Below are 25,003 nucleotides of genomic sequence, written 5' to 3'. Positions count from 1 at the left end.
AGTCGTCCTTGCGGAGAAACGTTTGGCCCTGCCGCTCCTCTTGTCTCGTTCACCACCACCCATTGGCACGTCGTTTTGATGGAACCTGATTCGCATCGCCGCGGCGAGAAACTGCAGATCCGCCAGATCGCCGTCATGGTCGAGACCGAGACGAGTTGGGGACGTCGCGTCATTCGCGGGATCGCCAGTTATGCCGATAAACATACGTTCTGGCACCTGCTGATCGATCCCCGCGACCATGAGCAGCGGTCCTCGCTGCCTGACGGCTGGAAAGGGGACGGCATCATCGCCCGCATTTCGACGCGGCTGCAAGCCGATCAAATCGTCGAGAAAAAACTGCCCTCGGTCAACGTCGACGACGTCTATGGCGATCTCCCCCGCGTGGGACGCGTGATTACCAATGAAGGCGCCCGGGCCGAATTGGCGGTCGAGCATCTCGTCGCTCGCGGGTTCACGAACTTTGCGTTTTTCGCGCCCCCCAGTCAGCGCTATTCGAGCCGCCGTTGGGAAGAGTTTGAGCAAGCGGTCACACAGCGGGGTTTCGAGTGCCAGAGCTACCGGCCTGGCTATCGAGCGGGACGCAAGATCAAGTGGAGTGAGCAACAGCGGCGCGTCAATCGTTGGCTCACTTCGCTGCCGCGGCCGATCGCGGTGTTGGCGGTCGACGCGTATCATGCGCGACAGTTGGCCGAGGTTTGCCACTTCACCTCGATTCGCGTGCCGGACGAGATTGCGATTTTAGCGGGGGACTCGGACGAACTGCTCTGCGAAGTTTCAACGCCGCCGCTCTCTTCGATTTCGCTGGCCTGCGAACGAATCGGCTACGAGGCGGCGGCGATGATCCATCGGATGATGGAGGGTCAGCCTGCGTCGACTACGCCGCTGACGATCTCGCCGCATGGCGTGGTCAGTCGCCAGTCGACCGACGTGTTGGCGATCGACGACCCGATGATCGTCCGAGCGCTCCGCTTCATCCAAAAACATACGCAGCGCGGCATCAGCGTCGCCGACGTCCTCCGCGAAGTGCCGATCTCGCGGCGGAGTCTGGAAATGCAATTCCGCTCATACCTTGGCCGCTCTCCGGCCGAAGAAATCCGCCGCGTGCAACTAGAACGCGGCCGCGAGTTGCTCGGTAATCGCGAGATGTCGATCACCGAAGTGGCGCTCGCCTGCGGATTCTCCAACGCCACCCGCTTTGGGATCGCGTTCCGCAAGAGTTTTGGAACAACGCCGAGGAACTTCCGAAAACGGCTGATGGCGGACTAAAAATTCGCCCATTTCTTACCAGGCCCAACGGGCCGCGCTAAAGCCAATGTAGAGTGGGTGGAGCAAGCGCGCGGCGGCGCGTTTGCTCCACCCACCCTACGCCTGCCGTTACTTCGCCGCCGCTTGCGCTTGCAGCTTTTTGGCGGTCGCTTCGACTTCGCGCATCGCGCGGATCAGGTTGCCGCCCATGATCGCTTTGATCTGCTCGGGCGTGTAGCCGCGGTCGAGCAAACCTTGCGTGATGTAGGGATAGCGGCTGACGTCTTCCAGTCCTTTCGGCACCAGCGTGACGCCGTCGTAGTCCGATCCGATGCCAACATGCCGCCAACCGGCGACTTTGACGATGTGATCGATGTGGTCAAGCAGGTCGTGGATGTTGCCGGGCAGCTGCGGATTCTTGCTCTTCCAGCGACGCAGCAAAACGGCCGCCTGCTCGGCGCCATGTTTTTCGGTCAGTTCCTTTTCCAGGGCTTTCCCTTCTTCATAACGGGCGACCGATTCCGGCACGATGAACGACGAGAAAAAGTTGACCATCACGACGCCGCCGTTTTCCGGCATCCGCTTCAGGACGTCGTCGGGAACGTTGCGCGGCGATGCGGCGATCGCGGCTGCGGACGAATGCGAGAAGATGACCGGCGCCTTACTGGCGTCGAGCGCCGCATGCGCCGTCGCCGGAGAAACGTGCGAAACGTCGACCATCATCCCCAAGCGATTCATCGTTTCGACCACATGCACGCCGAACGGGTTGAGCCCGCCGCTGATCTTCTCGCCGGTGCAACTGTCGGCCCAACTGAGACTGGCGCTGTGGGTGAGCGTCATGTAGCGAGCGCCCAGGTCATACAGGCGTTCGAGGTTGCCGATCGAATCCTCGATGCAGTGTCCCCCTTCGACGCCGATCAGCGAGGCGATCTTGCCTTCCTTCGAGATCCGCTCGATATCGTCGACCGTCAGGGCCAGTTCCATATCGTCTGGGTACCGCTTGATCATCGCTTTGACCAGATCAATCTGCTCTAGCGTCGACAATAGCGCCGTGCCATCGTAGCCCGTCGACACCGGAACCCAAACCGACCAGAACTGGGCGCCGACGTTTCCTTCGCGCAGTCGTGGAATATCGGTGTGCAGTTTCGGTTGCGGTTTGCTGATGTCGAGCTTGTCGAAATCGCTGGAGCCCTTGATGCGGATCTCCCACGGCATGTCGTTGTGCCCGTCGATCATCAGCAGCGCCTCGTGCAACTTCTTCGCTTCGTCGGTCAGGACGACGTCGCCGCGCGACTGGGGAGGAGTCGGCTGGAAGGTGGAGTCCTCGGCCAGGATTGGGGAGACGCCTGCCAAGGTGACCAGCGCCGCGGCCAGCCAGGATATATGGTTGTCGTGCATGTATCAATTCAGTCAAAGTAGAGAAGCGGTAGAGCCGTTAGCCGCCAATGGGTTTCGCTGGTTCGGCCGGTTGGCTGGCCAACTCGTTCCAGAGCCAGCGATAGAGGTTGCGGGTATCAGCGTAGCGGGAGTCGGTCGAACTGGAACCAAGCGCCACCATGAGCACGCGTTTGCCGTCTCGCTCGCAGCAGGAAACCAGGCAGGCGCCTGCCTGGCCGGTGGTGCCGGTCTTCACACCGAAATAGCCTTCCTGGTGCAGCAGGCGATTGGTGTTTCGCCAGATGACGTTCCGCTGGTAGCCGGTCTTTGACTCGACGGTGGCGCCGCGCTGCGGCGTGGCGACGATCTCGCGGAACCGCTCCAGTTGCATCGCGGCTCGGCCCAGCTTCGCCATATCGGCGGCGGTGGTGACATGCCCTTTGGCGGTCAGCCCGTGCGGGTTCGCGTAGCCGGTCTGGGTCATGCCGAGCTTTTCGGCTTGGCTATTCATCGCGGCGACAAAGCCGTCGTGTCCTTTCTTCGCCGGATCGGGGGATAGGCGATCGCCGAAATGTTCGGCCAGGGCGACCGACGCGTCATTGCCCGAAGGGAGCATCAAGCCGTACAGCAACTCGCCGACGGAGACCTGTTCTCCCACTTTTAAGCCGGAGGTTGAGCCTGGCGTCTTGTCGGCTCGCTGCGAGAAGGTGACGATTTCGTCCAGCAACTCCGGCGATTCCTCGGCCATCTGCAACACGAGATAGGCGGTCATGATCTTGGTGACGCTGGCCGGGTCGCGAACTCCGTCGGCATTGTCGCCGCCCAGCGTCTTACCGCTGTCGAGGTCGATCACCGTCCAGGCCTTGGCCGTGACGAACGGCAAACCTTCGAGCGAATCGGCCGGGGCCTTGGTGGCGACGGCGGCGTTGACTTCGGCGATGTCGGCGACCGCTTCGTCTTCGGTCACCAGCGGACCGAGCGCCTTCCAGACCTGACGATCGACGGCGCCATTGGCGATCAGCCCCTTGTCCGATTGAAAGCGGATCAGCGCCGCTTCGGTATTGGGACCGAAGTCGCCGTCGACGCCTAACTGGGGCGATGGTTTCATCCGGGCGTTGAGCGTCCGCTGCAGCGCTTCGACCAACTCTCCTTCAGCGCCGAGGGCGAGCGTCGTGCTGGTCGGGGCGGGTGCGGTGATCTTGCCATCGGCGAAATAATGGTAAGCGACCTGGCCGATTTCGGCGGCCAGCAGTTCGGCTTCGTTCTTGTCCCCCCAACTGCGGTCTTCATTCTGCTGCGTCAACACGCAAAACAGCAGCGCCCCTTCCGGCAGCGGGATGATACCGGCGTCGGTGCGGGCGTCATTGACGGCGCCGGTCTTGTGCGCCGGTTTGACGCCGGGGGGCAGAAAACGGGTCACCTTCGACTTGTCGTTGACGAAGGCGAGCTGGTCGATGATTGCCTGCGAGGTCGCTTTGTCTATAAACTCGCCCTTGTGCAGCAGCTCCAGCAGGCGAATCATGTCGTCGCACGAGGTAACGCCCAGGCCGTACTGCTTGCTGCTTTCGATGTCGATCGAGGTGTCGCGGCGGAAGACCTTCGAGTTGAGCTGCGTGCTGGGGCAATCGAGCGTCTTCATCAACTTGCGGGTCGCCGGCAGGCCAACTTGGTCGATGACCAGGTTGGTCGCGGTGTTGTCGGAGTAGGTGACCATCAGGTGAGCGGCGTCGCGGACCGAAAGCTTCAGCCCCGGCGAGAAGTGGCCAGTCAAAATGCCGGAGCCAGGGACCTGGTCTTCTTTTTTCATTTCGACCAGCGCGTCGAGCGTCACCTGTTTCTCGTTGACCGCCTGGTACAGCGCCATCAGCAGCGGCAACTTGATCAGGCTGGCGGTTGATTGAGGGCGATCGCCATGAAAGGCGAAGGTCGCGCCGCTAGGCAGATGTTTGATGACGACCGCCGCTTCGCCTCGATGGCGTTTCAGCGCGGGCAGGAGCGCTTCGGCCAAATCCGCTTCGATTTGCTGGCGATCTTCCGGCGGCTTCGCACTAACTGGGGAATTAGCGAAGAAGACGGCGATCGTGAGCAAAACGAGCAAGCGAAGTCGAGGGCGAAGCTGCGGCGTCATACAGTTCGGTCTGAGCGAGAAATGGGCGAAGTTTATGTCAGGAGATAGCTTCGATGGTAGGCTGAGCGAGGGAGAATCCCAAGTGATAGGATGCGCATAAATATATCCCAATTGCGCAAGACGCTTGGCGGGACCGCGCACGAAAAAATCGGGCGATCTCGTAGGGAATCGCCCGGTCGGTGCGGTTGTCTGCGGCCAGCGACGCCGCTATTTGGTCGTCGCGTCGGACTCCGGTTCTGGCAAGCGAACCATCAGCCAAGACTCGGTGCGGTCCTCGCCAAAGTGGACCAGCGCCGTCGATTCGTCCTGCGTCAGGTTGTAAATCGCCGTCTCCATCACGATGTCCGGATTTTTGCCATCGGCGAACTTCCAGGCGGCCCGCTGCGAGTCTTTGTCGACCATTCCTTGCAACGGACGACCATCGTCGGTCGCGTCGTTATAAAACGTGCCGGCGATGATGCCGTCTTTGCTGACCGCCAGTTGGATCAGCATGCCGGTGTCGACGGCGTTCTCTTCGGCGATCGCAAACACGCCGAGCGGCATCCACTCGATTTCGGCAGGATCGGCCTCGGCCGGAATGCTGGCGGCGATCGTGTCGGCCTGTTGGTAGTACTGCTCGTAAGTGACCGTTTGCTGATCGTTGACGTAGACGTAGTTGTCGCGATAAACGACGTTCGTGCCATAGTCATAAACGACCGGCTGTGACCAGTTCCAGACGAACCAAGTGCCAAACGAAGCCCACGCCGCCGGTCGCCAGCACCAGTTGCCGGGGTAGCGGTTCCAACCGGCTTGCCACCGCCAGGACGGATTGTTGCGGTAGTGCGGATTGCCCCACCAGTCGTTGCCGAACGGCCGATTGCCAAAGTGGCGGTTGTCGTAGTTCGACCAGTGATCGCGAATTGAATTGATGTTGTTTTCGCGGTTGCCAATGTTGACCTTGTTGCCGCCGCCGATGTTGATGTTGGTTCGATCGCCGCCTCCAATGTTGATGCGATCTCCCCCGATATTCGTTTTGTCGCCGCCGCCGATATTGACGCGATCGCCGATGTTCGTCTTGTCGCCCAGGTTGGGGCGATTGGCGAAGTCAGGACGATCACCGGTTCCGGGGCGCGTTCCCCCGCCGGGCAAATCGAGGAAGTTCTTCAGGTCGTCGCCAGAAGGCCGACTCGAAAAGTTCGGGCGGTTCGACAGGTCAGGGCGATTGCCACTTCCGGGACGATTCAGGTCGGGCCGGTTGGCGAAGTCAGGCTTGGTCAAATTCGGCCGATCACCGGTCGTGGGCCGATTCAAGTTCGGGCGGTTCGAGAGATCGGGCTTCGTCAGGTTCGGCCGATCGCCGGTCGTGGGACGATTGATGTTCGGCCGATTCGACAAATCGGGACGAGAGAGATTCGGCGTATTGCCGCCGGTCGATGGGCGATTGATGCTGGGGCGGTTGGAATGGTCAGGGCGAGAAACGCTCGGCCGCGAAGCGCTAGGCGCCGAAATGTTCGGCCGCGAGACGCTCGGCCGCGACGCGGAAGGGCGACTCATCGAAGGGGTGCGCGACGCCGGGCTGGGACGCGAAATTCCACCGCCGCCGCTGGGACGCGAGATGCCGCCCCCGCCGCCAACGCGACCGCCTCCACCGCCGCCGCCGGAGCGACCTCCGCGGGCCCATATGTCCGTTACGGAAAGGGAAGCCGCCAGGACGACGGCGACGCCGATTGCATATTTGAAAGTCATGGGAAAGATTCCTATTGGGATGTTTGGGGGAACGAAACGACGCGGCGGAGTCTTACTCAGCGACGCGCGTCACGGTGACCGGCGGGATGCTCGGCATCAGTTCGCCATCGACTTGGCGGCCGATCGATTCAAACCGCATCGTGTTGTCGTCGATCGACTCGTAGATGTGGGTTGCCGAGCCGCGGCGTCCATCCGAAAGGACATTGATCGTTTGCACGGTCCACAGGTTGCCTTGGTTGGTCCACCGTCCAGCCCCAAAACCGCCGTCCGAATCGAACACCCACGAGCGAATCGTCTGGGCGTATGGATCCCAGCCGATCACCTGCGTCCCCTCAAACTCAACCTGCCCGTCGACCACCACTTTGAACGAGGTCGTCAGAAAGTTGCGGTTCTTGGTCCACTGGGTCGTCGACTCGATCGAAGACGCTTCGTCCGCATCGACCCACCGGCCGACCATCCACTCTAGCGCCTGCAGTTCTTCATAATGACTCGGCGGCAGCGCGGCGGGCGCTTGCTCGGCGATGCTGTCGATCTTCCAACCTTCCGACGTTTTGACATGGATCGCGGTATAGGTGGTGTCGCTCGGCTCGCCGCCAGGCACAATCACCCGGGCGACGCCCGCTTCCTTGGCGACGCTGGGCGAGACCTGGGTGACCGCGGTCTCCAGCAGTTCAATCTTCGCCTCTTTGTTTTCGGCGAAGTAGGCGGCAAAGCTCTCCTGCAGCGCTTTGCGTCCGATTAGCGTTTCGCCGCCAGGCGGGGTGAAGGTCCCCTCAGGCGTCCAGTGGGCCGCCAGCGTTTCTGCGTCCCCTTTGTTGAAGGCGATCACGTATGACTCAATCGCCGCCGCAATGGCGGTTTCGTCTTGGTTGAGAGACGCCTTGGGCGCCGCGGTTTCGGCCGGTTGCGTCTCTTTGGTGGGCGGTTTTACCTCTTGGCCGTAGGCTGGGATCGCGAGCAGCAGCAGCGCAGCGAGGGCTTTCGCGGATGTCGTCATCAACGCACCTCCAATCCAGTTGTGTGTGGGAGAGAACAGCCGCCGCCGGGGGGGCGCTGGTCAGCCAGCGCCGGGCGCCGCAGCCGTTCGTTTGGCGAATCTAGGAAGCCGTTTTTCTGGCAGGCCCACCTTTAAGATACCGGATTGAAATGAGCAAAGAGAGAAAATACTGTCGCAACTTGGCAAAGAATCGCCGCGTTGATGCAGTATTTCTACTATAAGCCGCGAAGAAGTGAACGTTTTATGATGCGTGGACGCAACGCGATTTGCCTGGTTTATCGCGTTGGGCGACTATTGCGGTAGGCCAGGTCCGGTCGTGTCGGTGAAATCATTGGGCCGAACTTGGGTATCGGGAACCTCCAGAAGGGTCGCGATCGCGGTGGTCAGCACCTGTTCTACCTCGGGCGACACGTTGGTCGCCCGCTCGCTGGTCTCGTAGCCCCCCTGCCAATAGGCGATCCGAGTGCCGATGTAAAACGGACCATAATCGCCATAGGCGGCCATCAACACGTTCTGGTCGGGCCGCATTTGCTGGGCGGCCAGTTGATACTCGACGAACAACTCGCCCGGCATGAATAAGACGCGGGTATCGCCCAAGCTCAAGCAGCCGATCGTGATTTTTTCGCCCGACTTCAAGCTGTTGGAAAACGAGAGCTTGTCGGCGGCGTGCCCCCGCAACGCAGGCGGCGTCGCTTCGCTGGCGATTTCTTTCGCCAAGGCTTCGCCATCCAGATGCGCCGCGGCCGGCAGCAAAACGGCGACGCTGTTCCAACCGACGTCGTCGGCGGTGATTGGCGTTTTGGTCTGCGACTCCCAGGCACGCCGCATGGCGTCGGCGACTTTGTCGGCCAACACCTGACGATTTTCTCGCGAGCCGTCATTAAACTTGCCGGCGCCAATATTGCCGCCAGCTCCATTGAAGTGAAGATGAAATACGCCGGTCGTCTCTTGTCGCATGTCGCGAGCCATGCCGGGGAAGTCGGGATTGGCGCCGCCGGTGCGGTAGTAACTTTGCGGATGGGTCGCGTAGGTGGTGATCACGGCGACCGGTTTTTCCCCTTGGTAAAACGTGACCAGTCGCAACATTGGATCGATGACGCCGACCGGCAAGCTGCGAATCTTGGGATCCTTGCAGGCGGTATAGCGCGTGATCGCCACTTTTCCCTCGGCGTCGAGCATCCGGCGATTCGAGGCGACATCGTTCACTTCGGCCGCACCAATTGCCAGGCTGGTAATCGACGTCGAAGTCTGCAGCGACGCTTTGGCGGCTGCGGCCGCGCGGTCGATCACCTCGTGGAGAAACTCGACGTCGTAGTGAACCTTCTCGGCGTTGTACTTCGCCAAGATCTTCGCCGCCCCAAAATCGCAACGGGGCGCGTCATGCTGATGCAAGGTATGGACCGCCACTCGGTCGATCGTCGTCCCGGTCGCATCGGCCAGTTTTTGGCGAAACAATCGGCTGGAGTCATTCGCAATCCCAATCCAATCGACCGCACACAACACGATCGGCTTGTCGGCGCCAGTCAGCACCACCCCGCGACAACTAAGCGGCCAGGTAACTTCCTTCGTCGGATCGTAGGCTAGCGGCGAACCAACCTCCGGCGAGGCGTCGATTGCAAACGTCGCCAATCGCAACTCACCTGCCAAAGAGGACTGAGCGAACAGGCAAGTGATGACAACCAACGACAGCAGACCAAACGGCGACTTCATTAGCGGATCTCCAGGCGGGAATAGGAGGCAAGATATCGCGTGAGATCTAGGTCCGTCTGTTATCGAGCATCGCCCGGGGGAATGCAAGGAAGAAATGGGCTTTGTCCCCAAACCGTCAGCGAGAAAAATGCCGTGCAGGGGAATTTAGGGCGCGGAGACCGCTATCCTAAATCCTTGGCTAACAGATAGAACTTCCGATCGTAGGTATCGATCCGATCCAGTTTCTCTTCCAACGCTCGCAGGGCGACCAGTTGCGATTGAACCGCTTCGGGCGTTCGCTGTGCCGAGAAAGCTGGATTCTCCAGACGCTCTATCAGGCTACGTAAGGTATTCAGTCCAGCCATCGCGGAGTGCCAGCGAGGTCGTTCACCCGGCCCAACGACGTAGTCCCACATTTGCGGATCATTGGGACCATAATCCGTTTGATCCCCTAACGACCAAGCGAGCTCTTCGTGATCGAGACCGCCGTTGGGGTCGAAGTCGCGAATCATTTCATTCAGGCGAAGTAGAATACGCTCACAGCGAAAGTTCGCCATCTTTATCTCGTGAGAACAGGTTGTCTTACGAAGAACTACGAACAACGTCACGTCAGAAAAGACGATTCTAACGCACCTCAAGCTGGTGCAATCGAGGTGGAGGGAGTGTCGCCGAGAAGGGGACCCTGTTATGTCGGTCAGGTCCGGATTGCCCCGCCAACAACGCCCCCATCCGTTTTCAGGCCCGGAGGGCCGATCCAACCTAGCCTGGGGCGCAGCCCCAGGTCACGTCGCCATCCTGATCGAAAGCCCCGGAGGGGCGATCCAAACGAACGAACGATCCCGTCCAACGTCAACGATTGATTTCACGCACTGACCTGGGGCTGCGTCGCCTGGCGCGACTGCGCCCCAGGCTAGATTGGACCGGCCCTCCGGGCCTCATGGCGTTCGTCATTCGGGCATCCGGATTTGATTCGACATTCGGGGTTCGGCATTCGTCCTTTGGAATGGACGCCGCATTCCCTCGGCTCGCGACTCGGGTTAGTATTTTTCCGCTTTCCGCTTTGCTTCCGTCCGCATTTCCCTCGCTCGCGCTTCGGGCTACTATTTCGTGCGTTTTCACCCTTGTTTTCTCGGGTCAAAATCAGTTTGACAAATTACTCGACTTTTGGGCTAATGCCTCTCGCAACATGGGTGACGGATGCCCGTCGTTTCTTCCCGCCGGCCGGCGACGCTCTTCGCCGTGGCCATTTGACGTAGTCGTTTTTAGTTCGAAACGTGTGCCACTGCTGGCTTGTCCAGCAGTGTCTTGGTGCAGCGTTTTCGACATCACGATTCGAAATAATTCGTAGGGTCCGCGGTGCGGACCACGGCAGCGCGTTTGCGCGCACGCTTCGAAAAAGGGTCAGGTCGCTTTTTCGCGGTCGCGTGCTGCGCGTGTGGGAACCTTACTCGCGAAAAAGAGACCAGACCCTGCTTCTCATTCAGGCCTCTTTTCTCATTCCTGTCGGTTTCGCGTTCAACTTTTCTCGGAGGCAAAATCATGAATCGTAGTGAGCGGATCGAGCGGATGCGGGAGTTGTTGCAAGGGGAAGGGATGTTTCCGGTCGCCGTGCCTGATCCGATGATCGAGGCGGCAGTCGACCGGTTTGAAGCGACCAACAAACCGCTGCAAGAGTTCACCTCGGTCGAACTGCTCGATCAGGCGAACGAGGTCGAGTGGCTGGTGCCTGGCGTGCTCTCGCGCGGCGCTCCGGCGGTCATCTGCGGGCCGAGCAAATGTTTGAAAACGTCGCTGGCGGTCGACCTGGTGGCGGCCCTGTCGACAGGCTGCAAATTCTTAGGGCGATTCGCGCTCCAGCGAAAATTTCGCGTTGGGTTCTTCAGCGGCGAACAAGCGAAGCGATCGCTAGTCGACCTGACGCGGCGGTGGATGACCAGCAAACAGCGGGAAGAAACGCCGCGGTTCGTCTGCGCGCTGCAAGGGGCGAGCGTGAATCTGGAAACGCAACTGCGGCAACTGCGGACTTGGATCGGCAAGTACGAGTTGGAAGTGGTGATGATCGATCCGCTCGACGTCGCGGCCAAAACCAAGCAGGCCCACACGTTGCACCTGCAGGCGATGATCCGCTGTTGTCTTGAGTGCGGCGCGACGCCGATTCTGTGCTGCGCGACGCGCAAGACGATTCGCCCGCGAACGCTCGACGTGACCGACTTGCAAAGCGCCGGCTGTCACGATCTGGCCCGGCAATGGCTGCTGGTCAATCGCCGCCAAAGTTATGAACTGGGCAGCGGGCAGCACAAGTTGTGGCTAACCGTCGGCGGCGACGCCGGGCAAGATGACCTGTGGGGCGTTGATGTCGAAGAAGGTCGTCTGAATGATGCCAATGGCCGAAGATGGCAGACCAATGTTCGTTCCCCTTCGTCGCTAAAGAACGAACAAGCCGCCCGCGAAGCGCTGACCCGCGACGAGCGGCACGACGCCAAACTGCGCGTCGTGATCGAAAACCTCGGCCCCGACCGAGCGATGAAGCAAACGGTGCGCGAACATGCCGGGATGAACGGCACGATGTTCGCCGCCGCGTGGGAGCGGCTAGAAGAAGCCGGCGAAATCGAAAAAGTAACCCCCGCCCGGCGAAGCGGCTTCGCCACTTTCCAATTGAAAAAAGAAGCGACCTCCAGCGTAGGGCAGGCCGTGCCTGCCGAAGACAAGAACGTCAAGCAGGAACCAAGTCCACCGACCGAAAAAAACGAAACAGTCCAGTCCCGTCCGCCCGAGTTGCACAAACCGCCCGTAGGGTCCGCTGTGCGGACCAAGACCCCACCAAACGACGTCGACAATCAAGTCATCAACAACGCCGCGAACAAAAAAGAGTCGTCCACGAGTCCCGTCGCCGAAAAATCAAAACGGTCCAGTCCCGTCGAACCGCACGAATCAGCGAGACAGTCCAGTCCCGAAGACCCAAGCCCCCGGAGGGGCCAGCCAAAACGCATACGCAAACAGCGGTTAAGAAAAAAGGCCCAACGGGCCGCGCTAAAGTAGCCCAGGGTGGAGTCGCGCCAGCGACGCAGCCCTGGGTAAACGTTGCAAGCGAGAATCAAAAGCCCCAAGGGGGCGATCTAAAAAAGATAAATGGTCCGGTCCGGCGGCAGATGGGCGTTTGGCGCCGCGCGGATTTATGTTGTCGCGATCCCACATGACGCCGGTTAGATCCCCCTGCAGGGCTTGGCGTTTTGTTCGATCGCCTAACCCAGGGCTGCGTCGCGAAGCGCGACTTCGCCCTGGGCCACTTTAGGGCCGGCCCGTTGGGCCTGAAGATTGTGGGCGATTGGGGATGGTTGCGGATGTCGTTGTACAGACCGAATGGTGAGGCATCTTGTTGCTGCGCAACCCAACCAGTCTTGGCAGACTGGTCGGGCCACCCGGGACAATGAGAATCGTCCAGTCCGGTTCGTCATTCGGGCTTTGGGAATTGATTCGTCATTCTGGTTTCGACATTCGTCATTGGGAATGGACGCCGCATTCCCTCGGCTGGCGCGTCGGGCTACAACTTTGGGCGTTTGCCGATCAGCAGGGCCATTTCGCGCCACTTCCAGTAGCAGTCGACTTCCTCATAACCAATTTCGCGGAGCCAAGTGAGTTGCGTATGGAGATCGAGAAGTTGGTTGGACGGGTCGTCATCTTCCAGCGGGATGTGGAGTTCGCTCAAGAATCTTTCGTGCATCGTCACCGTCGGCGAGGCGACATGTTCCAGGTTGCAAAAGACGCCGCCGGGACGAAGCTCGGCGAAGGCTTCCTGGTAGATGGCTCGTTTTCGGGAATCGCTGCAGTGGTGGATGGCGAAGCTGGAGATGATGGCGTCCAAGGTGCCAAGCTGGGGGAGAGGATCGTCGAGGCTCCGCTCGATCCATTCAACCCGCGTTTCGCCGGTGAACTGCTGGCGGGCCAGGTCGAGCATCGTCGCCGAGAAGTCGAGGCCGACGCCGGTCGCTTGCGGGAAACGCTGCAGCGCCAACCCGATCAAATGCCCCGCGCCACAGCCGAGATCCAGCACCCGGCGGGTATCGGCGGGCAGCTCGGCCAGCAGCGTTTCGTCCCCCATTTGACGCTGCGTTTGACGTTTGGCGCGCCGCATGTAGGCGAGGGAATGCTCGGGTTTGGACCATTCGTTGGGCATCGGGTGTCGGTCTGTTGGAGGAAGCGAAAGGTACAGCGGCAAAGAGACGCGGTGGCGGAAGAAGGTTCGCGAAGAAGACGAGGGGGGCCGTTCGAACGGGGGCGACGTTCGTCCTTGGGAGTGGACGTCGCTTTTCCCTCGCTCGCGCCTCGCGCTACGATTGCCGACTTGTTACGCGAGTTGCAGCAGTTGTTGATCGCGGGCGCGGTTGGCTTCGATCGCTTTGACTTCTTGTTCTACCGGGATCAATTGGTAATGAACGTTGCGTTGTCGCGGGGTGAAGCCGAGTTCGCTGATCGAGTCGCGGATTTGGTCGAGGGTCAGGTAATGGACCGTGCCGGCTTCGGCGACGACGTTTTCCTCGATCATCAGGCTGCCCATGTCGTTGGCGCCGTAGAGCAGGGCCAGCTGGCCCATTTTCAGGCCTTGGGTGACCCAGCTCGATTGGACGTTTTGAATGTTGTCGAGATAGAGCCGCGAGACCGCTTGCGTCTTCAGGTACTCAAACGAGCCGGACGGGGCGATGTCGGCCATGTCGGTATGGTCGGGCTGGAAGGTCCAGCAGATGAATGCGGTAAAGCCGCCGGTTTCGTCCTGCAGTTGGCGAACCCGTTCGAGATGTTCGATCCGTTCTTCGAGCGTTTCGACATGGCCGAACATCATCGTGGCCGAGCTGCGTCCGCCCAACTCGTGCCAGACGCGCATCACATCAAGCCAATCGTCGGTCATCACTTTGCCGCGGGTGATTTCGTTGCGGACGCGATCGACCAGGATCTCGGCGCCGCCGCCTGGCAAGCTGCCGAGGCCGGCGTCTTTCAGACGCGAGAGGACTTCGCGCAAGGAAAGCTTGTTGACCTTGGTGAAGTGGTAGATCTCGGGCGGGCTGAAAGCGTGCAGGTTGACCGTGGGAAAGCGACGCTTCAGATCGGAGAGCATCTCTTCGTACCACTCGAGCTTGAAGCTGGGGTGGAGACCGCCTTGCAGCAAAATCTGCTCGCCCCCCAGTTCCAGCGTTTCTTGCACCTTGGCGACCAGTTGGTCTTGCGAGAGGACATAGCCTTCTTCGCTTTTGGGACCGCGATAGAAAGCGCAGAAATCGCAAACCGCGGTGCAGACGTTGGTGTAGTTGATGTTGCGATCGATGTTGTAGGTGCGGTAGTCCTCGGGGTGGAGTCGGCGCGTGACGGCGTCGGCGGCCCGGCCCAAAGCGACCAGGTCATGCGACTGGAGCAACTGCAAACCTTCGGCCGGGGTCAGACGTTCTCCGGCGACCGCTTTATCAAGTAGCTTCGCAATCATGATGCGTCCATCGATCGTTCGGCGGCGCTAGACCTCGCTGCACCGCGTGGGCGTGAAACAGGGACAAACCGCTCTCTTCGTCGGGCCCCAAGGTAAAGTGTAAATTGTCTCGCAGGTATGTTAAGCACTGCTCGGCTGTCAGGCGATGCCGTGGCGCTTCGGCGGCGGCGATTTCCTGCAGATGCGCAAGACCGGCATCCCGGGCGGCCGAGAGGGCGGCGGCGATTTGCGGCGTATCGAACTCGGGCCGAGCGACCCAAGCGGCGAACACAAACGGCTTGCCCGACCACTGTCGCCAAACCTGGCCGAGATCCCAGATTTCGACGAAGTCGCCGGCCGGGGCGTGGATCGCCCGATCGCCGATGATCAGCACCGCGTCGGCGTCGACCGAGTCAAAACCAGAATCGATCGGCAGCGGCACGGTTTGCGGTTTCAAGTCGAAACGTTCGGATAGCAAGACTTTGGAAAGGGCGGCGCTGGTGCGGGAGCCTTCGTCCAACGCCAAGGTGCGAACCTCGGCCGGCGGCTTGCGGAAGAAGATCTTGACGCTCCAGACCGGGCCGCGGCAGGCGATACAGGCGTCGGAAACGATCGAGTAGCTGGGATCTTGGAAGAATTCGACCGAGGGGATCAGTGCGACGTCCAGATCGCCGCTGGCCAGTTTATCGGCCAGCCGGCTCGGCAGATCGAACGACAGATCAATGTCGGGGTTGGCGGCGGCCAGTCCGTGAACCAGCGGCTTGGTATTTAAGTACCGGACGGCGCCGACTCGGATTCTGCCGACGCGGATTGTCGAGTCTGCCTGCATCTGTACCTGGCGCCTATCGAATTGGTCGCGTCGCTCGGGTTGCTTCTCTGCGGGCCCATTTTAACGTGGCCGGCAGCGTTCGCCCAGGCGTGTATCGCGGCGCAACATACACCCTGTTAAGGGGTTAACCGCACAAGTGCAACGCCGATTAACCAGCCAAGTCGGATGGCAGCTCTTTGATGCCGGTCAGCACGATGCGGCAGACGCAGTGCCACGGAATCAGATTGATCGCGTAGTCGCCCGGCTGGGGACTACGGGCGAAGAAGCCAAATTCGGCGGAAGAGCGAGAGGGCGAGAAGTACTCAGGGACGTAGATTTCCCCTTCCGGCAGGTGAATTTCGACCGTTGCGCCCGCGCGGCGGAGGCTCCAAAGTCGGAGAAACTCTTGAAAGAGCTTGCTGTGGGCGCCGAAGACGCTGGGGGACGACCCGCGCGAGGCGCTGGGGCCAAGCACGTTGGAGGCGCCGGCTTCGTCGCGAGTGCCGACCTCGGTCGGGGAGGAGTCAAAGATGCTGCTGAGGCTGGGACCGATCAGTTTGTTGGCCGCGTTGGAGACGTCGACGGACGAATCGAGCCGCGAGGCGTCGCCGCCGACGGTGGGATCTTCGCCATCGACCACCGGAACCCGAAATTTCACGTTACAATGAGGGCACTGGCCCGCTTGTCCTTGCAGCTTACGCGGGGCGTGAAGCTTGTGTCCGTTCGGACAGAGAAAGACCAGATCTTTTTCTTTGGATGTAGACACGTATACCTCATCGCAAACAACCGCGGCAATCGATCTGAGGCCGCTTTTTGCCGCATATTCTAGTTTAGTAGCCAGTGTGTGTAACGCAAATTTATGAAGAAGCGCCACGACTTTATCTTGTCTTTCCGTTATTGGTTGGGCCGAAAGGTTGTTTGCCCTCCCATTGCTTGACGGGCCGGCGTAGGACGCCAAACTAGACGCAGCGACTTTCCTGCTTTTCTCGACCGGAATATTCTCCCTCATGAACAAAATACGCGTTACTTGTCCCCATTGTTTTAAACGGTACGAAGTCAGCGAGAAATTTGCCGGCAAAGAGGGGCCCTGTCCAAGCTGCAAGAAGACGATCCGCGTGCCGGCGATGGACGAGCAGGTCGTGATTCATGAGAAGGAGTCGTTTGGAGGCGTCAAAGACACGGCCGGGCGACTGGTCTTTGAACCGATCAAGCGAGAAGACGCCAAGTTCTCGCCGACGGTCCTGGCGATCGTGCTCTTCGCGGCGCTGCTGGTGTTGGCCCTGGCGTACTTCGTGGTCCGCCCGATGGAGGACGCCTCGAAGACGCCGATCCTGATCATCGGCTCGCTCGCGCTGGCGCTGCCGATTGTCTATGGCGCCTATTGGTTCGCGCGGAATGATGAGCTGGAGCCGTTCCAGGGAACGGACTTGTGGATCCGCGTGGCGCTCTGCTCGATGGCGTTCGCGGTGCTGTGGGGGTTGTACGCGTTTGTAATTCCGTACGTCGGAATCAACGAAGATGAGTTCCCGTATCTGCTCCTCTGGGTCTCGGTCTGTATCGCCGCTGGGGCTGGGGCGGCGATGGGCTGCTTTGAAGTCGACTTCTTCGTTGGGTTTATGATTTACGCGTCCTACCTGATCGTGACGGTCGTGTTGCGCCTGGCGATGAACCTGTCGGCCCATTGCCCGAAGTGGTGGGAACCGTAAGAAGGCGTCGTTCAAGAGATGGTTAGCCGCGATAGCTCTCGCTATCGGGGCGGCGCAGCCGTCGGAAGCATCGAGCCGAGATCGAAATTACATCGGAGGTTATCCACGCTCAAACGGCGTCAATTGCCGCCGCTCTAGCATCGGCCTCGGCCTGATGCTTCCTGCCGACTTCGTCGACCCCGATCGCAACAGCTATCGCGGCTAACCAAAGAGGTGTTGGCCTTCAAGAAAAGAAAAAAGGCTGGATGCGTTTGAAGGTACGCATCCAGCCCAAATTCGACTACCTGATGGGGCGACTTATCAGGCAGCCGGATGTGCGGTTTCGAGCACAACGATGCGATTGCGAACGCGTTGCACTCCTGGAACATGCTGCGCCACGGCGTGGGCCGCTTGTCGCAGATAAGGGGCACTGCGCAAGAAAGGCCGCCAAGTCGTTGGCGGCCTACTCGAATCATCGGAATTTTCGATTTGTCGTTATTTGATAGGGCCCGCGTTGAGGACGGCCTCGCTGACGCCGCCAGCGTACTTCTGGAAATTGTCCGTGAACAGATTCGCCAGTTTTTGCGCGGCGGCGGCGTAGGAGGCCGAATCAGGCCAGCTGGTCTTGGGAACCAGCAGTTCGCCGGGGACGCCGGGGACGGCGGTGATCATCTCGAGGCCGAAGTAGGGATCGGTCTCGGTGGGGCTGTCGCTCAGCGTGCCGGCATGGATCGCGTCGATGATCGCGCGGGTGTAGCTCAGCTTGAAGCGAGAGCCAACGCCATAACCGCCGCCAGCCCAGCCAGTGTTGACCAGCCAGACCTTGGCGTTGTGCTTCGCCATTTTCTCGGCCAGCAGCTCAGCGTATTTGCCGGGGTGCCAGACCAGGAAGGGACCGCCAAAGCAGGGACTGAAGGTCGCCTGCGGTTCGGTGATGCCCATTTCGGTGCCGGCGACTTTGGCGGTGTAGCCGCTGATGAAGTGGTACATCGCTTGTTCCGGCGTCAGCCGACTGACCGGAGGCAACACGCCGAACGCGTCGCAGGTCAAGAAGATCACGTCGCTTGGATGCCCGGCCACGCAGGGGATCTTGGCGTTGCGAATGAACTCGATCGGATAGGCGCCGCGGGTGTTTTGCGTGATGCTGGTATTGCTAAAGTCGACATGGTGATCGTCTTCGTCGTAGACGACGTTTTCCAGCACTGCGCCAAAGCGGAGGGCCTGGAAGATCTCGGGCTCGGAATCGGGCGCCAGATCGATCGCCTTGGCGTAGCAGCCCCCTTCGATATTGAAGATGCCGTCATCCGACCAGCAATGTTCGTCGTCGCCGATCAACTGCCGTTTGGGATCGGCCGACAAGGTCGTCTTGCCGGTGCCCGAGAGGCCAAACAACACCGAACTGTGCCCCGACTTGGGGTCGGTCGTCGCCGAGCAATGCATCGACAACACGCCGACTTTCGGCATGTAGTAGTTCATCATGGTGAAGACGCCCTTTTTCATTTCGCCGGCGTATTCGGTACCCAGGATGACCATTTCGCGTTTTTCAAGGCTAACGTCGACGCTCGTCTTGGACGTCATCCCCGGCGTGTGTTGATTGGCCGGAAACTGCCCAGCGTTGTAGATCACCACCTCCGGTTCGCCGAACTCGGCCAGTTCTTCCGGCGTTGGGCGAATCAGCATCGTGTGCATGAAGAGAGCATGGTACGGACGCGAGCAGATGACGCGGACTTTCAGCCGATACTTCGGATCCCAGCCGGCGAAGGCGTCGATGACATAGAGCGCCTTGCGGGTGTTGAGGTAGTCCTTGGCCCGCTCCAGGTTGATCTCGTAGGTCGCTTCGTCGATCTGGATATTGATCGAACCCCACCAGATTTCGTCGGCCGATTCGTCAGAGCGGACGATTCGCTTGTCATGAGGAGAGCGTCCGGTTTTGACGCCAGAGTAGGCGATCAGGGCGCCGGAATCAGCGATGGCCGCCTTTTCGTCGTTGCGAATCGCTTCTTCATAAAGCCGCGAAGGGGCTAGATTGCGGCGTACATCCGCGACACTAATGCCATACGGGGTGAGATCTACGGTCGTGCCCATCGTCCTGCCTCCTGAATCGAAATCCTTCCGCCCAAAGTTGCAGATTTAATTCTAACATTCCTACCACGAATGTAGGGAGAGGAGGGGCCGACGGCGGAGGCCAGGAACCGCGCATTTGCAAAAAATGGGACGCTATTTGCAAAAAAAGAGAGCTGGCCCAGCGGGCCAGCTCTCGCGCTGCTTCGATATTGAAGTTGGGTTTTAGACGATCTCGTGAATCGGATCGACATGTTCGACGCCGACCAGCTTCTGATCCAGGCCGCTGTAGAAGTAGCTCAAATGATTGGGATCGAGACCCAGCTGATGTAGGACCGTCGCATGCATGTCTTTCACCTTCAGCGGGCGTTCGACCGCTTCGGCGCCCAGTTCGTCGGTGGCCCCGACCGAGACGCCCCCTTTGATCCCGCCGCCAGCCATCCACATGGTGAAACCGTACGAGTTGTGATCGCGGCCGGTTCCTTCGGCATATTCGGCCGTCGGTTGGCGACCGAACTCACCACCCCAGATCACCAGCGTTTCGTCCAGCAGGCCGGTTCGCTTCAGGTCCTTCAACAGACCGGCGATCGGCTTGTCGGTACGACCGGCATGCCGGTTGTGGTTCTTCTCCAGGTCGCCGTGGGCGTCCCAGTTGTTGTCGTTGTGGTGACCGCCCGAGTAGAGCTGCACGAAACGCACGCCCCGCTGAACCAGACGGCGAGCCATCAAGCAGCGGCGGCCGAATTCCTCGGTTTGCGGATCGTCCAAGCCGTACAGCTTGCGGGTGTCGTCGGTCTCGTCGGCAAAATCAACCGCTTCCGGCGCTGACTCTTGCATCTTGTAGGCCAACTCGTAGCTGGCGATGCGAGCCGCCAGGTCGGTGTTGTCGACGCGCGACGCCAGGTGGCGATCGTTCGAATCCTTCAGCGTGTCGAGGATGTCGCGCTGCATGTCGCGGGTGATCCCTTGCGGCGGCTTCAGGTCGATGATCGGCGCTCCCTTCGAGCGGAAGATCGAGCCTTGATAGGTCGCCGGCATGAAGCCGCTCGACCAGTTCTTGGCGCCGCTGATCGGACCACCGGTCGGATCAAGCATCACCACGTGCCCCGGCAGGTTTTCGTTGACGCTGCCCAAGCCGTAGTTAACCCACGAACCCATGCAGGGGAAACCGCTGAGGATGCGTCCCGAGTTCATGTTCAACATGGCCGAGCCGTGGATCGGCGATTCGGCGGTCATCGACTTCAGGAAAGCGATGTCGTCGACGCACGTGGCCAGGTTCGGGAAGAGGTCCGAGACCCACTGCCCCGACTCGCCATATTGCTTGAATTTCCACTTCGGACCAACGACGCGACCTTTGTTCTTGGCGCCGCCGCGACCTTTGGTTTTCACCGGCACGGTCTTGCCATCCAGCGGATACAGCTTCGGCTTGTAATCGAATGTGTCCATGTGGCTCGGTCCGCCATACATGAACAGGAAGATGACGCTCTTCGCCTTGGCCGGAAAGTGCGGTTGCTTCGCCGCCAGCGGGTTCCGGAACGTGCTGCCCGACTCCGAGCCCATCGCTTGGCTCGTCAGGAAGCCATCTTGCGCCAGCATCGACGTCAGGGCGAGGCCGGTAAACTTACCGCCTGCTTCCCAAAGGAACTCGCGCCGCGTCCGACCGCAAAAGTCGCCGTGTGATGAATTGGCCATCGTATGTCACTCCCTTCCTGCGTTGGTGACGGCGATCACAGCGATCGCCGCCGCAAAGCAGTTTGGCTAGTCAATAAAAATGAATTCGTTCAAGTTCAGCACCATCAAGCAGTAGAGATCAAGGGCTCGATCGTCGCTCAACGAATGCTTCTCTTTCAGCTTGGCGATCAATTGTTCGCCAGATTGGATGTCGGCTTCGGTCGCCGCACGTCCCAGTCCTTTTTCAATCGATAACGCAACTTGCTGACGCACGTCGCCCGGGGCTACCTTCCGCAACACGTCGCCAAACTCTTTGGCTTGCTCATTCAGGAACGCGCCATTTAGCATCCCCAGCGCCTGGGCCGGCTGCGTCGTGGCGAAACGTTCTGGGCACAAAGCGTCGGTTTCGGGGAAGTCGTAGTTGGCCAGCATCGGCGGAATCAGCGAACGCTTGACGAAGATGTAAATCGCGCGGCGATCACGTTCTTCTTCCGACGAGTCGTGCCAACCCGAGCCCGGCTGCGACTGACCCGCTTTCACTTCGTCCGAAACTTTCGGGTAGTAGCTGGGCCCATACATCTTGTCATTGAAGGTGCCGTTGGCGACCAGCAACGAGTCGTAAATCTCTTCGGCCGACAGACGACGCATGTCGTGACGCCACATCAGATCGTTCGCCGGATCTTTCGCCAGGCCTTCTGCGGTACCGGCCGACGACATCTGATAGGTGTGCGACATCATGATCAGCTTGTGCATTTTCTTCATGCTCCAGCCGCTATCGACGAACTCGAGAGCCAGCCAGTCGAGCAGCTTCGGATGGGTCGGCTGGTTGCCGAGCTGGCCGAAGTTGTCGGTCGAGCGGACGATGCCGCGGCCGAAGTGATGTTGCCAGAAGCGATTGACCATCACCCGCGACGTCAGCATGTTGTCTGGCGAAGCGATCCATTTGGCCAGCGCCAAACGACGCCCCGAGGTTTCGCCATCGGCCGGCGGAACAATCTCCGGTTCCGGCGCGTCGAAGATCTCCGGGAAGCCCGGCTGCACTTCGTCGCCCGGCACGTGCGGGTTGCCTCGCATCATGATGTGGGTCGACGGCGGCGGATTGAGCGCCTTGTTGACCGCCATCGCAAATTGACGCGGCGGCAGCTTGTTCTTCTCGTTGCGAGCGGCTTGCAGTTCCTCCCGCAGCTTGGCGTATTGTTCGCTTTGCGCCGGGAGCAGCTCGTCGATCTTCTTCGCGAACTCACGACGCTTCTTCGGGTTGCGAGCGTCTCGCCGCTGATCTTCCGGCAACTTGTCGACCAGCTGACGATAGATGTCGTCGAGTCGACCTTGCACGTCGCCGATCTTCCGATCGGCCGCTTCATGCTGCTTGCGAACTTCGTCCGAGGTGACCTCGCGGCGGCTATTGGAGATGTTGCCGCGGGCGCCATACGGAGCGACGTCGCGCATCAGGGCGACCAGCTTGTAGTAGTCGGCCTGCGGAATCGGGTCGATCTTGTGATCGTGGCACCGCGAGCAGTTGATCGTTAGGCCCAACATCGCCTTGCCGGTGGTGTTCACCAGGTCATCGTAGTGATCGTATTCGCCTTGCAGCGGGTCGGCAGGTTCGTCGTCCCACACGCCCAAGCGATAGTAGCCGGTCGCGATGATCGATTCGGGCGTGGCGTTCGGCAACTCGTCGCCTGCCAACTGTTCGATCAAAAACTGATCGTACGGTTTGTCTTCGTTGAGCGAACGAATGACGTAGTCGCGATACTTCCAAGCGTCAGGCTTGTCGCCGTCGCGCTCGAAGCTGTTGGTTTCGGCGAAACGGACCAGGTCGAGCCAGTGACGCCCCCAACGTTCGCCGTATTGCGGCATCGCCAGCAAACGATCGACGAGCTTCTCATAGGCGTCGGGCGACTCGTCCGCGGCGAACGCTTCGATCTTTTCATAGCTCGGCGGCAGGCCAGTTATGTCGTAGTAGGCGCGACGGATCAGCGTGCGACGATTCGCTTTGGGGTTCGGCTCGAGACCGTTCTTCTCCAAGCGATTGAGCACAAAGTTGTCGATTGGGTTTTCGACCAGATCGGCGTGCTTCACTTCGGGCGGAGTATGCGGTTCCGGCTTTTCAAACGCCCAGTGCTTCTTCCACTCGGCGCCTTCGCTGATCCATTGACGCAGCAGATCAATCTCTTCCTTTTTCAGCGGCTTGCCTTCCGGCGGCATCACTTCAAATTCGTCGGTCGACATGACGCGGCGCAGCAATTCGCTTTCGTCCGGTTTGCCCGGCACGATCGCGGCCATGCCCGAGTCGGCTTCGGACAGCGCACCTTCGCGGGTGTCGATCTGCAATCCCGATTCGCCCTCGCCGGGGCCATGACAGGAGTAACATCGTTTCGCTAGCAGCGGTTGAATGTCACGCGCGTAATCAACTTCGTCTTGGCCATAGCTGGTTGCGCTAAGCGCCGAAAGACAAACCAACGGCAAGATGAGCTTGGGGATAAAACGTCTCAATTGCATGCTCCGGAAACGTCAGAAAGGACGTGTGATCGGCAGGAATTCTCGTTAGGCAGGGATGACGAAATCATCAGAAGGGACAATGGATGGTCACGTCATGATCTAATTCTTCCTGTTTGAGCGTTTCGATTCAATGAGTTTTCGAAATCCGAAATTGAGAAGTTTTGCAGGCGACGGTTCTGCCGCGGCCGCGAAAAGTGGAAAAAACGGCAATGTAGACCCAAAAAAGGGTTCCCTATCTCAATATCGCATTGCGTATGCCTGCCAGCGTGGTTCATAATTGGCGGTTTGAGATTCTTTCCATTGCTGATTCTTGAGAACTGTTACGCTCCATGGAACGTCACCGCGTGATGCTGATTGTCGAAACGTCGCTGGTCTACGGACGAGAGGTTTTACGTGGAATTAATCGATACGTCGTGGCGAATGAGCCTTGGTCGATCTACGTCGACCTGCGTGAGCTAGTTGTTCGGCCCCCCGCATGGTTGGAGAAATGGGAAGGGGATGGCATCATCACCCGGTCGACAACGCCGAGTCTGGCTGAGAAACTTCGCGCCCTGAAGATTCCGACGGTCGACCTGACCGACATCTACGGCAATCAGGGATTGCCGCAGATCGGCACCAATCATGAAGCGGTCGGCAAGATGGGCGCCCAGCACCTTCTAGAGAGGGGTTTTCGCCATTTCGCCTTCTGCGGATTTACAGGACATAATTGGTCGACCCGCCGTCAGGAGGGGTTCAAGGCGGTTGTCACGAAGGCCGGCTTCGACTTCCACCAGTATCACTCTCCCTGGGACACGACGACTGCGCTAACCTGGGACGAACAACAAAGCCAGATCGTCCGTTGGCTCGAATCGCTGCCGCGGCCGATTGGGATCATGGCCTGTAACGACATGCGGGGGCAGCATGTGCTGGACGCTTGTCGTCGGATCAGCGTGGCGGTGCCGGAAGAGATTGCTGTGATCGGCGTCGACAATGACGAGCTGGTCTGCGACCTCTGCGACCCGCCGCTATCAAGCATCATGCCCAATCCGCAGCGGATCGGATACGAAGCGGCGGCGATGTTGGACGCTTTGATGCGCGGCGAAGAGCCGAAGCAGATGAGCAAGCTGATCGAACCAATCGGCGTGGTGACCCGCCAATCGACCGACGTGCTGGCGATCGATGATCCGTTGGTCGCCTCGGCGGTGAAGTACATTCGCCAACACGCGTGCGACGGTATCTCGGTCGAAGATGTGCTGAAGCAGGTCCCGGTCTCGCGCAGCATTCTCGAGCGTCGCTTCCGCAAATACATCGGCCGTTCGCCGCAGTCCGAAATCCGCGCCGTCCAGCTGAAACGAGTGCGGCAACTCCTCCGCGAAACCGACCTGCCGCTCGAACGGATCGCCACCCTCGCCGGCTACGATCACCCGGAATACATGAGCGTGGTCTTCAAACGCGAACTGGGCCAAACGCCGGGACAGTATCGCACGCAGAATGTGAAAGGCGCGTCGCGGCGGTTTCGGTAGACCCAACAATCGTCCGCTCCGCCAGCGAGGGAATGGATAGGGAAATGTCGAATGACTAAGCCCTAATGTCCAATGCTGGAAGAACGCCCTCTTCATTAGTCATCAGGATCTAGACATTAGTCATTCACTTGCGGCCGCATTGCCTCGCTGACGCAGCGGGC

The 25,003-nt window shown here is 59.9% G+C and carries 17 protein-coding genes; 4 read left to right on the top strand and 13 right to left on the bottom strand.

Translation table 11 applies throughout. The annotated features are described in order from the left end of the window. The first annotated feature begins 78 nt into the window (after nucleotides 1-78). On the top strand, nucleotides 79-1,266 hold the full coding sequence (locus Enr8_RS22395) for an AraC family transcriptional regulator (RefSeq protein WP_146436022.1): 1,188 nt from the start codon (nucleotides 79-81) through the stop codon (nucleotides 1,264-1,266). Between the two features lie 108 nt (nucleotides 1,267-1,374). Here Enr8_RS22395 and Enr8_RS22390 read toward each other — a convergent pair whose 3' ends face one another. From Enr8_RS22390 to Enr8_RS22365, 6 genes are all read right to left on the bottom strand, one after another. Continuing rightward, nucleotides 1,375-2,643 carry a dipeptidase gene (locus tag Enr8_RS22390; protein WP_146436020.1) on the bottom strand — a complete coding sequence of 423 codons (1,269 nt, stop codon included), beginning with the start codon at nucleotides 2,641-2,643 and terminating at the stop codon, nucleotides 1,375-1,377. Nucleotides 2,644-2,680: 37 nt separating this feature from the next. After that, entirely contained in the window at nucleotides 2,681-4,750 is a 2,070-nt protein-coding gene (locus Enr8_RS22385; protein WP_146436018.1) for a serine hydrolase, read from the bottom strand. Nucleotides 4,751-4,957: 207 nt separating this feature from the next. Beyond that, a complete protein-coding gene (locus tag Enr8_RS22380) occupies nucleotides 4,958-6,475 on the bottom strand; it encodes a hypothetical protein (RefSeq protein ID WP_146436016.1) in 1,518 nt (505 codons plus the stop codon). Nucleotides 6,476-6,527: 52 nt separating this feature from the next. Next, nucleotides 6,528-7,472, bottom strand: coding sequence for a YybH family protein (locus tag Enr8_RS22375; RefSeq protein ID WP_146436014.1), 945 nt, complete (start codon nucleotides 7,470-7,472; stop codon nucleotides 6,528-6,530). A 291-nt stretch (nucleotides 7,473-7,763) separates the two neighbouring features. After that, nucleotides 7,764-9,182, bottom strand: a complete 1,419-nt coding sequence (locus tag Enr8_RS22370; RefSeq protein ID WP_146436012.1) for a hypothetical protein — start codon at nucleotides 9,180-9,182, stop codon at nucleotides 7,764-7,766. Nucleotides 9,183-9,343: 161 nt separating this feature from the next. After that, nucleotides 9,344-9,718 (bottom strand): hypothetical protein, encoded by a 375-nt coding sequence (locus tag Enr8_RS22365; protein WP_146436010.1) that lies wholly within the window; start codon nucleotides 9,716-9,718, stop codon nucleotides 9,344-9,346. Between the two features lie 982 nt (nucleotides 9,719-10,700). Here Enr8_RS22365 and Enr8_RS22360 point away from each other — a divergent pair. Further along, nucleotides 10,701-12,200 carry an AAA family ATPase gene (locus Enr8_RS22360; RefSeq protein WP_146436008.1) on the top strand — a complete coding sequence of 500 codons (1,500 nt, stop codon included), beginning with the start codon at nucleotides 10,701-10,703 and terminating at the stop codon, nucleotides 12,198-12,200. 502 nt (nucleotides 12,201-12,702) lie between these two features. Here the strand turns inward: Enr8_RS22360 and Enr8_RS22355 are convergent. The 4 genes from Enr8_RS22355 to Enr8_RS22340 all read right to left on the bottom strand — a co-directional run bounded on the left by Enr8_RS22355 (nucleotide 12,703) and on the right by Enr8_RS22340 (nucleotide 16,187). After that, on the bottom strand, nucleotides 12,703-13,335 hold the full coding sequence (locus Enr8_RS22355; protein WP_146436006.1) for a class I SAM-dependent methyltransferase: 633 nt from the start codon (nucleotides 13,333-13,335) through the stop codon (nucleotides 12,703-12,705). A 171-nt stretch (nucleotides 13,336-13,506) separates the two neighbouring features. Beyond that, nucleotides 13,507-14,634, bottom strand: a complete 1,128-nt coding sequence (gene mqnC, locus Enr8_RS22350) for a cyclic dehypoxanthinyl futalosine synthase (protein ID WP_146436003.1) — start codon at nucleotides 14,632-14,634, stop codon at nucleotides 13,507-13,509. Next, nucleotides 14,615-15,442 (bottom strand): menaquinone biosynthetic enzyme MqnA/MqnD family protein, encoded by an 828-nt coding sequence (locus tag Enr8_RS22345; RefSeq protein WP_146436001.1) that lies wholly within the window; start codon nucleotides 15,440-15,442, stop codon nucleotides 14,615-14,617. Before Enr8_RS22345 ends, mqnC begins: the two co-directional genes overlap by 20 nt. Nucleotides 15,443-15,590: 148 nt before the next feature. Continuing rightward, nucleotides 15,591-16,187: a hypothetical protein gene (locus Enr8_RS22340; RefSeq protein ID WP_146435999.1), complete on the bottom strand. Its 597-nt coding sequence runs from the start codon at nucleotides 16,185-16,187 to the stop codon at nucleotides 15,591-15,593. 241 nt (nucleotides 16,188-16,428) lie between these two features. Between Enr8_RS22340 and Enr8_RS22335 the strand changes: the two genes are divergently transcribed. Beyond that, nucleotides 16,429-17,127 carry a hypothetical protein gene (locus Enr8_RS22335; protein WP_146435997.1) on the top strand — a complete coding sequence of 233 codons (699 nt, stop codon included), beginning with the start codon at nucleotides 16,429-16,431 and terminating at the stop codon, nucleotides 17,125-17,127. 474 nt (nucleotides 17,128-17,601) lie between these two features. Here the strand turns inward: Enr8_RS22335 and pckA are convergent, their stop codons facing one another. The 3 genes from pckA to Enr8_RS22320 all read right to left on the bottom strand — a co-directional run bounded on the left by pckA (nucleotide 17,602) and on the right by Enr8_RS22320 (nucleotide 23,340). Beyond that, complete coding sequence (gene pckA / locus Enr8_RS22330) at nucleotides 17,602-19,191, bottom strand: phosphoenolpyruvate carboxykinase (ATP) (RefSeq protein WP_146435994.1); 1,590 nt, start codon at nucleotides 19,189-19,191, stop codon at nucleotides 17,602-17,604. 201 nt (nucleotides 19,192-19,392) lie between these two features. After that, nucleotides 19,393-20,859 carry a DUF1501 domain-containing protein gene (locus Enr8_RS22325; RefSeq protein WP_146435992.1) on the bottom strand — a complete coding sequence of 489 codons (1,467 nt, stop codon included), beginning with the start codon at nucleotides 20,857-20,859 and terminating at the stop codon, nucleotides 19,393-19,395. A gap of 66 nt (nucleotides 20,860-20,925) precedes the next feature. Next, nucleotides 20,926-23,340 (bottom strand): PSD1 and planctomycete cytochrome C domain-containing protein, encoded by a 2,415-nt coding sequence (locus tag Enr8_RS22320; RefSeq protein ID WP_146435990.1) that lies wholly within the window; start codon nucleotides 23,338-23,340, stop codon nucleotides 20,926-20,928. 329 nt (nucleotides 23,341-23,669) lie between these two features. Here Enr8_RS22320 and Enr8_RS22315 point away from each other — a divergent pair, with 329 nt between their 5' ends. After that, nucleotides 23,670-24,842, top strand: a complete 1,173-nt coding sequence (locus Enr8_RS22315) for a XylR family transcriptional regulator (RefSeq protein ID WP_146435988.1) — start codon at nucleotides 23,670-23,672, stop codon at nucleotides 24,840-24,842. Nucleotides 24,843-25,003 lie beyond the last annotated feature (161 nt).

The sequence above is a fragment of the Blastopirellula retiformator genome (assembly GCF_007859755.1).
GTDB classification, from domain to species: Bacteria; Planctomycetota; Planctomycetia; order Pirellulales; family Pirellulaceae; genus Blastopirellula; species Blastopirellula retiformator.
The sequence above is the reverse complement of the archived record's forward strand: the minus strand, read 5'-3'. Positions and strand labels throughout refer to the sequence as shown.

Coding starts and splice junctions, on each gene's coding strand:
- Enr8_RS22375 (WP_146436014.1), bottom strand. CDS start 7,472: ATGACGACATCCGCGAAAGCCCTCGCTGCGCTGCTGCTGCTCGCGATC.
- Enr8_RS22395 (WP_146436022.1), top strand. CDS start 79: ATGGAACCTGATTCGCATCGCCGCGGCGAGAAACTGCAGATCCGCCAG.
- Enr8_RS22315 (WP_146435988.1), top strand. CDS start 23,670: ATGGAACGTCACCGCGTGATGCTGATTGTCGAAACGTCGCTGGTCTAC.
- Enr8_RS22355 (WP_146436006.1), bottom strand. CDS start 13,335: ATGCCCAACGAATGGTCCAAACCCGAGCATTCCCTCGCCTACATGCGG.
- Enr8_RS22380 (WP_146436016.1), bottom strand. CDS start 6,475: ATGACTTTCAAATATGCAATCGGCGTCGCCGTCGTCCTGGCGGCTTCC.
- Enr8_RS22320 (WP_146435990.1), bottom strand. CDS start 23,340: ATGCAATTGAGACGTTTTATCCCCAAGCTCATCTTGCCGTTGGTTTGT.
- mqnC (WP_146436003.1), bottom strand. CDS start 14,634: ATGATTGCGAAGCTACTTGATAAAGCGGTCGCCGGAGAACGTCTGACC.
- Enr8_RS22335 (WP_146435997.1), top strand. CDS start 16,429: ATGAACAAAATACGCGTTACTTGTCCCCATTGTTTTAAACGGTACGAA.
- Enr8_RS22390 (WP_146436020.1), bottom strand. CDS start 2,643: ATGCACGACAACCATATATCCTGGCTGGCCGCGGCGCTGGTCACCTTG.
- pckA (WP_146435994.1), bottom strand. CDS start 19,191: ATGGGCACGACCGTAGATCTCACCCCGTATGGCATTAGTGTCGCGGAT.
- Enr8_RS22325 (WP_146435992.1), bottom strand. CDS start 20,859: ATGGCCAATTCATCACACGGCGACTTTTGCGGTCGGACGCGGCGCGAG.
- Enr8_RS22345 (WP_146436001.1), bottom strand. CDS start 15,442: ATGCAGGCAGACTCGACAATCCGCGTCGGCAGAATCCGAGTCGGCGCC.
- Enr8_RS22365 (WP_146436010.1), bottom strand. CDS start 9,718: ATGGCGAACTTTCGCTGTGAGCGTATTCTACTTCGCCTGAATGAAATG.
- Enr8_RS22360 (WP_146436008.1), top strand. CDS start 10,701: ATGAATCGTAGTGAGCGGATCGAGCGGATGCGGGAGTTGTTGCAAGGG.
- Enr8_RS22370 (WP_146436012.1), bottom strand. CDS start 9,182: ATGAAGTCGCCGTTTGGTCTGCTGTCGTTGGTTGTCATCACTTGCCTG.
- Enr8_RS22385 (WP_146436018.1), bottom strand. CDS start 4,750: ATGACGCCGCAGCTTCGCCCTCGACTTCGCTTGCTCGTTTTGCTCACG.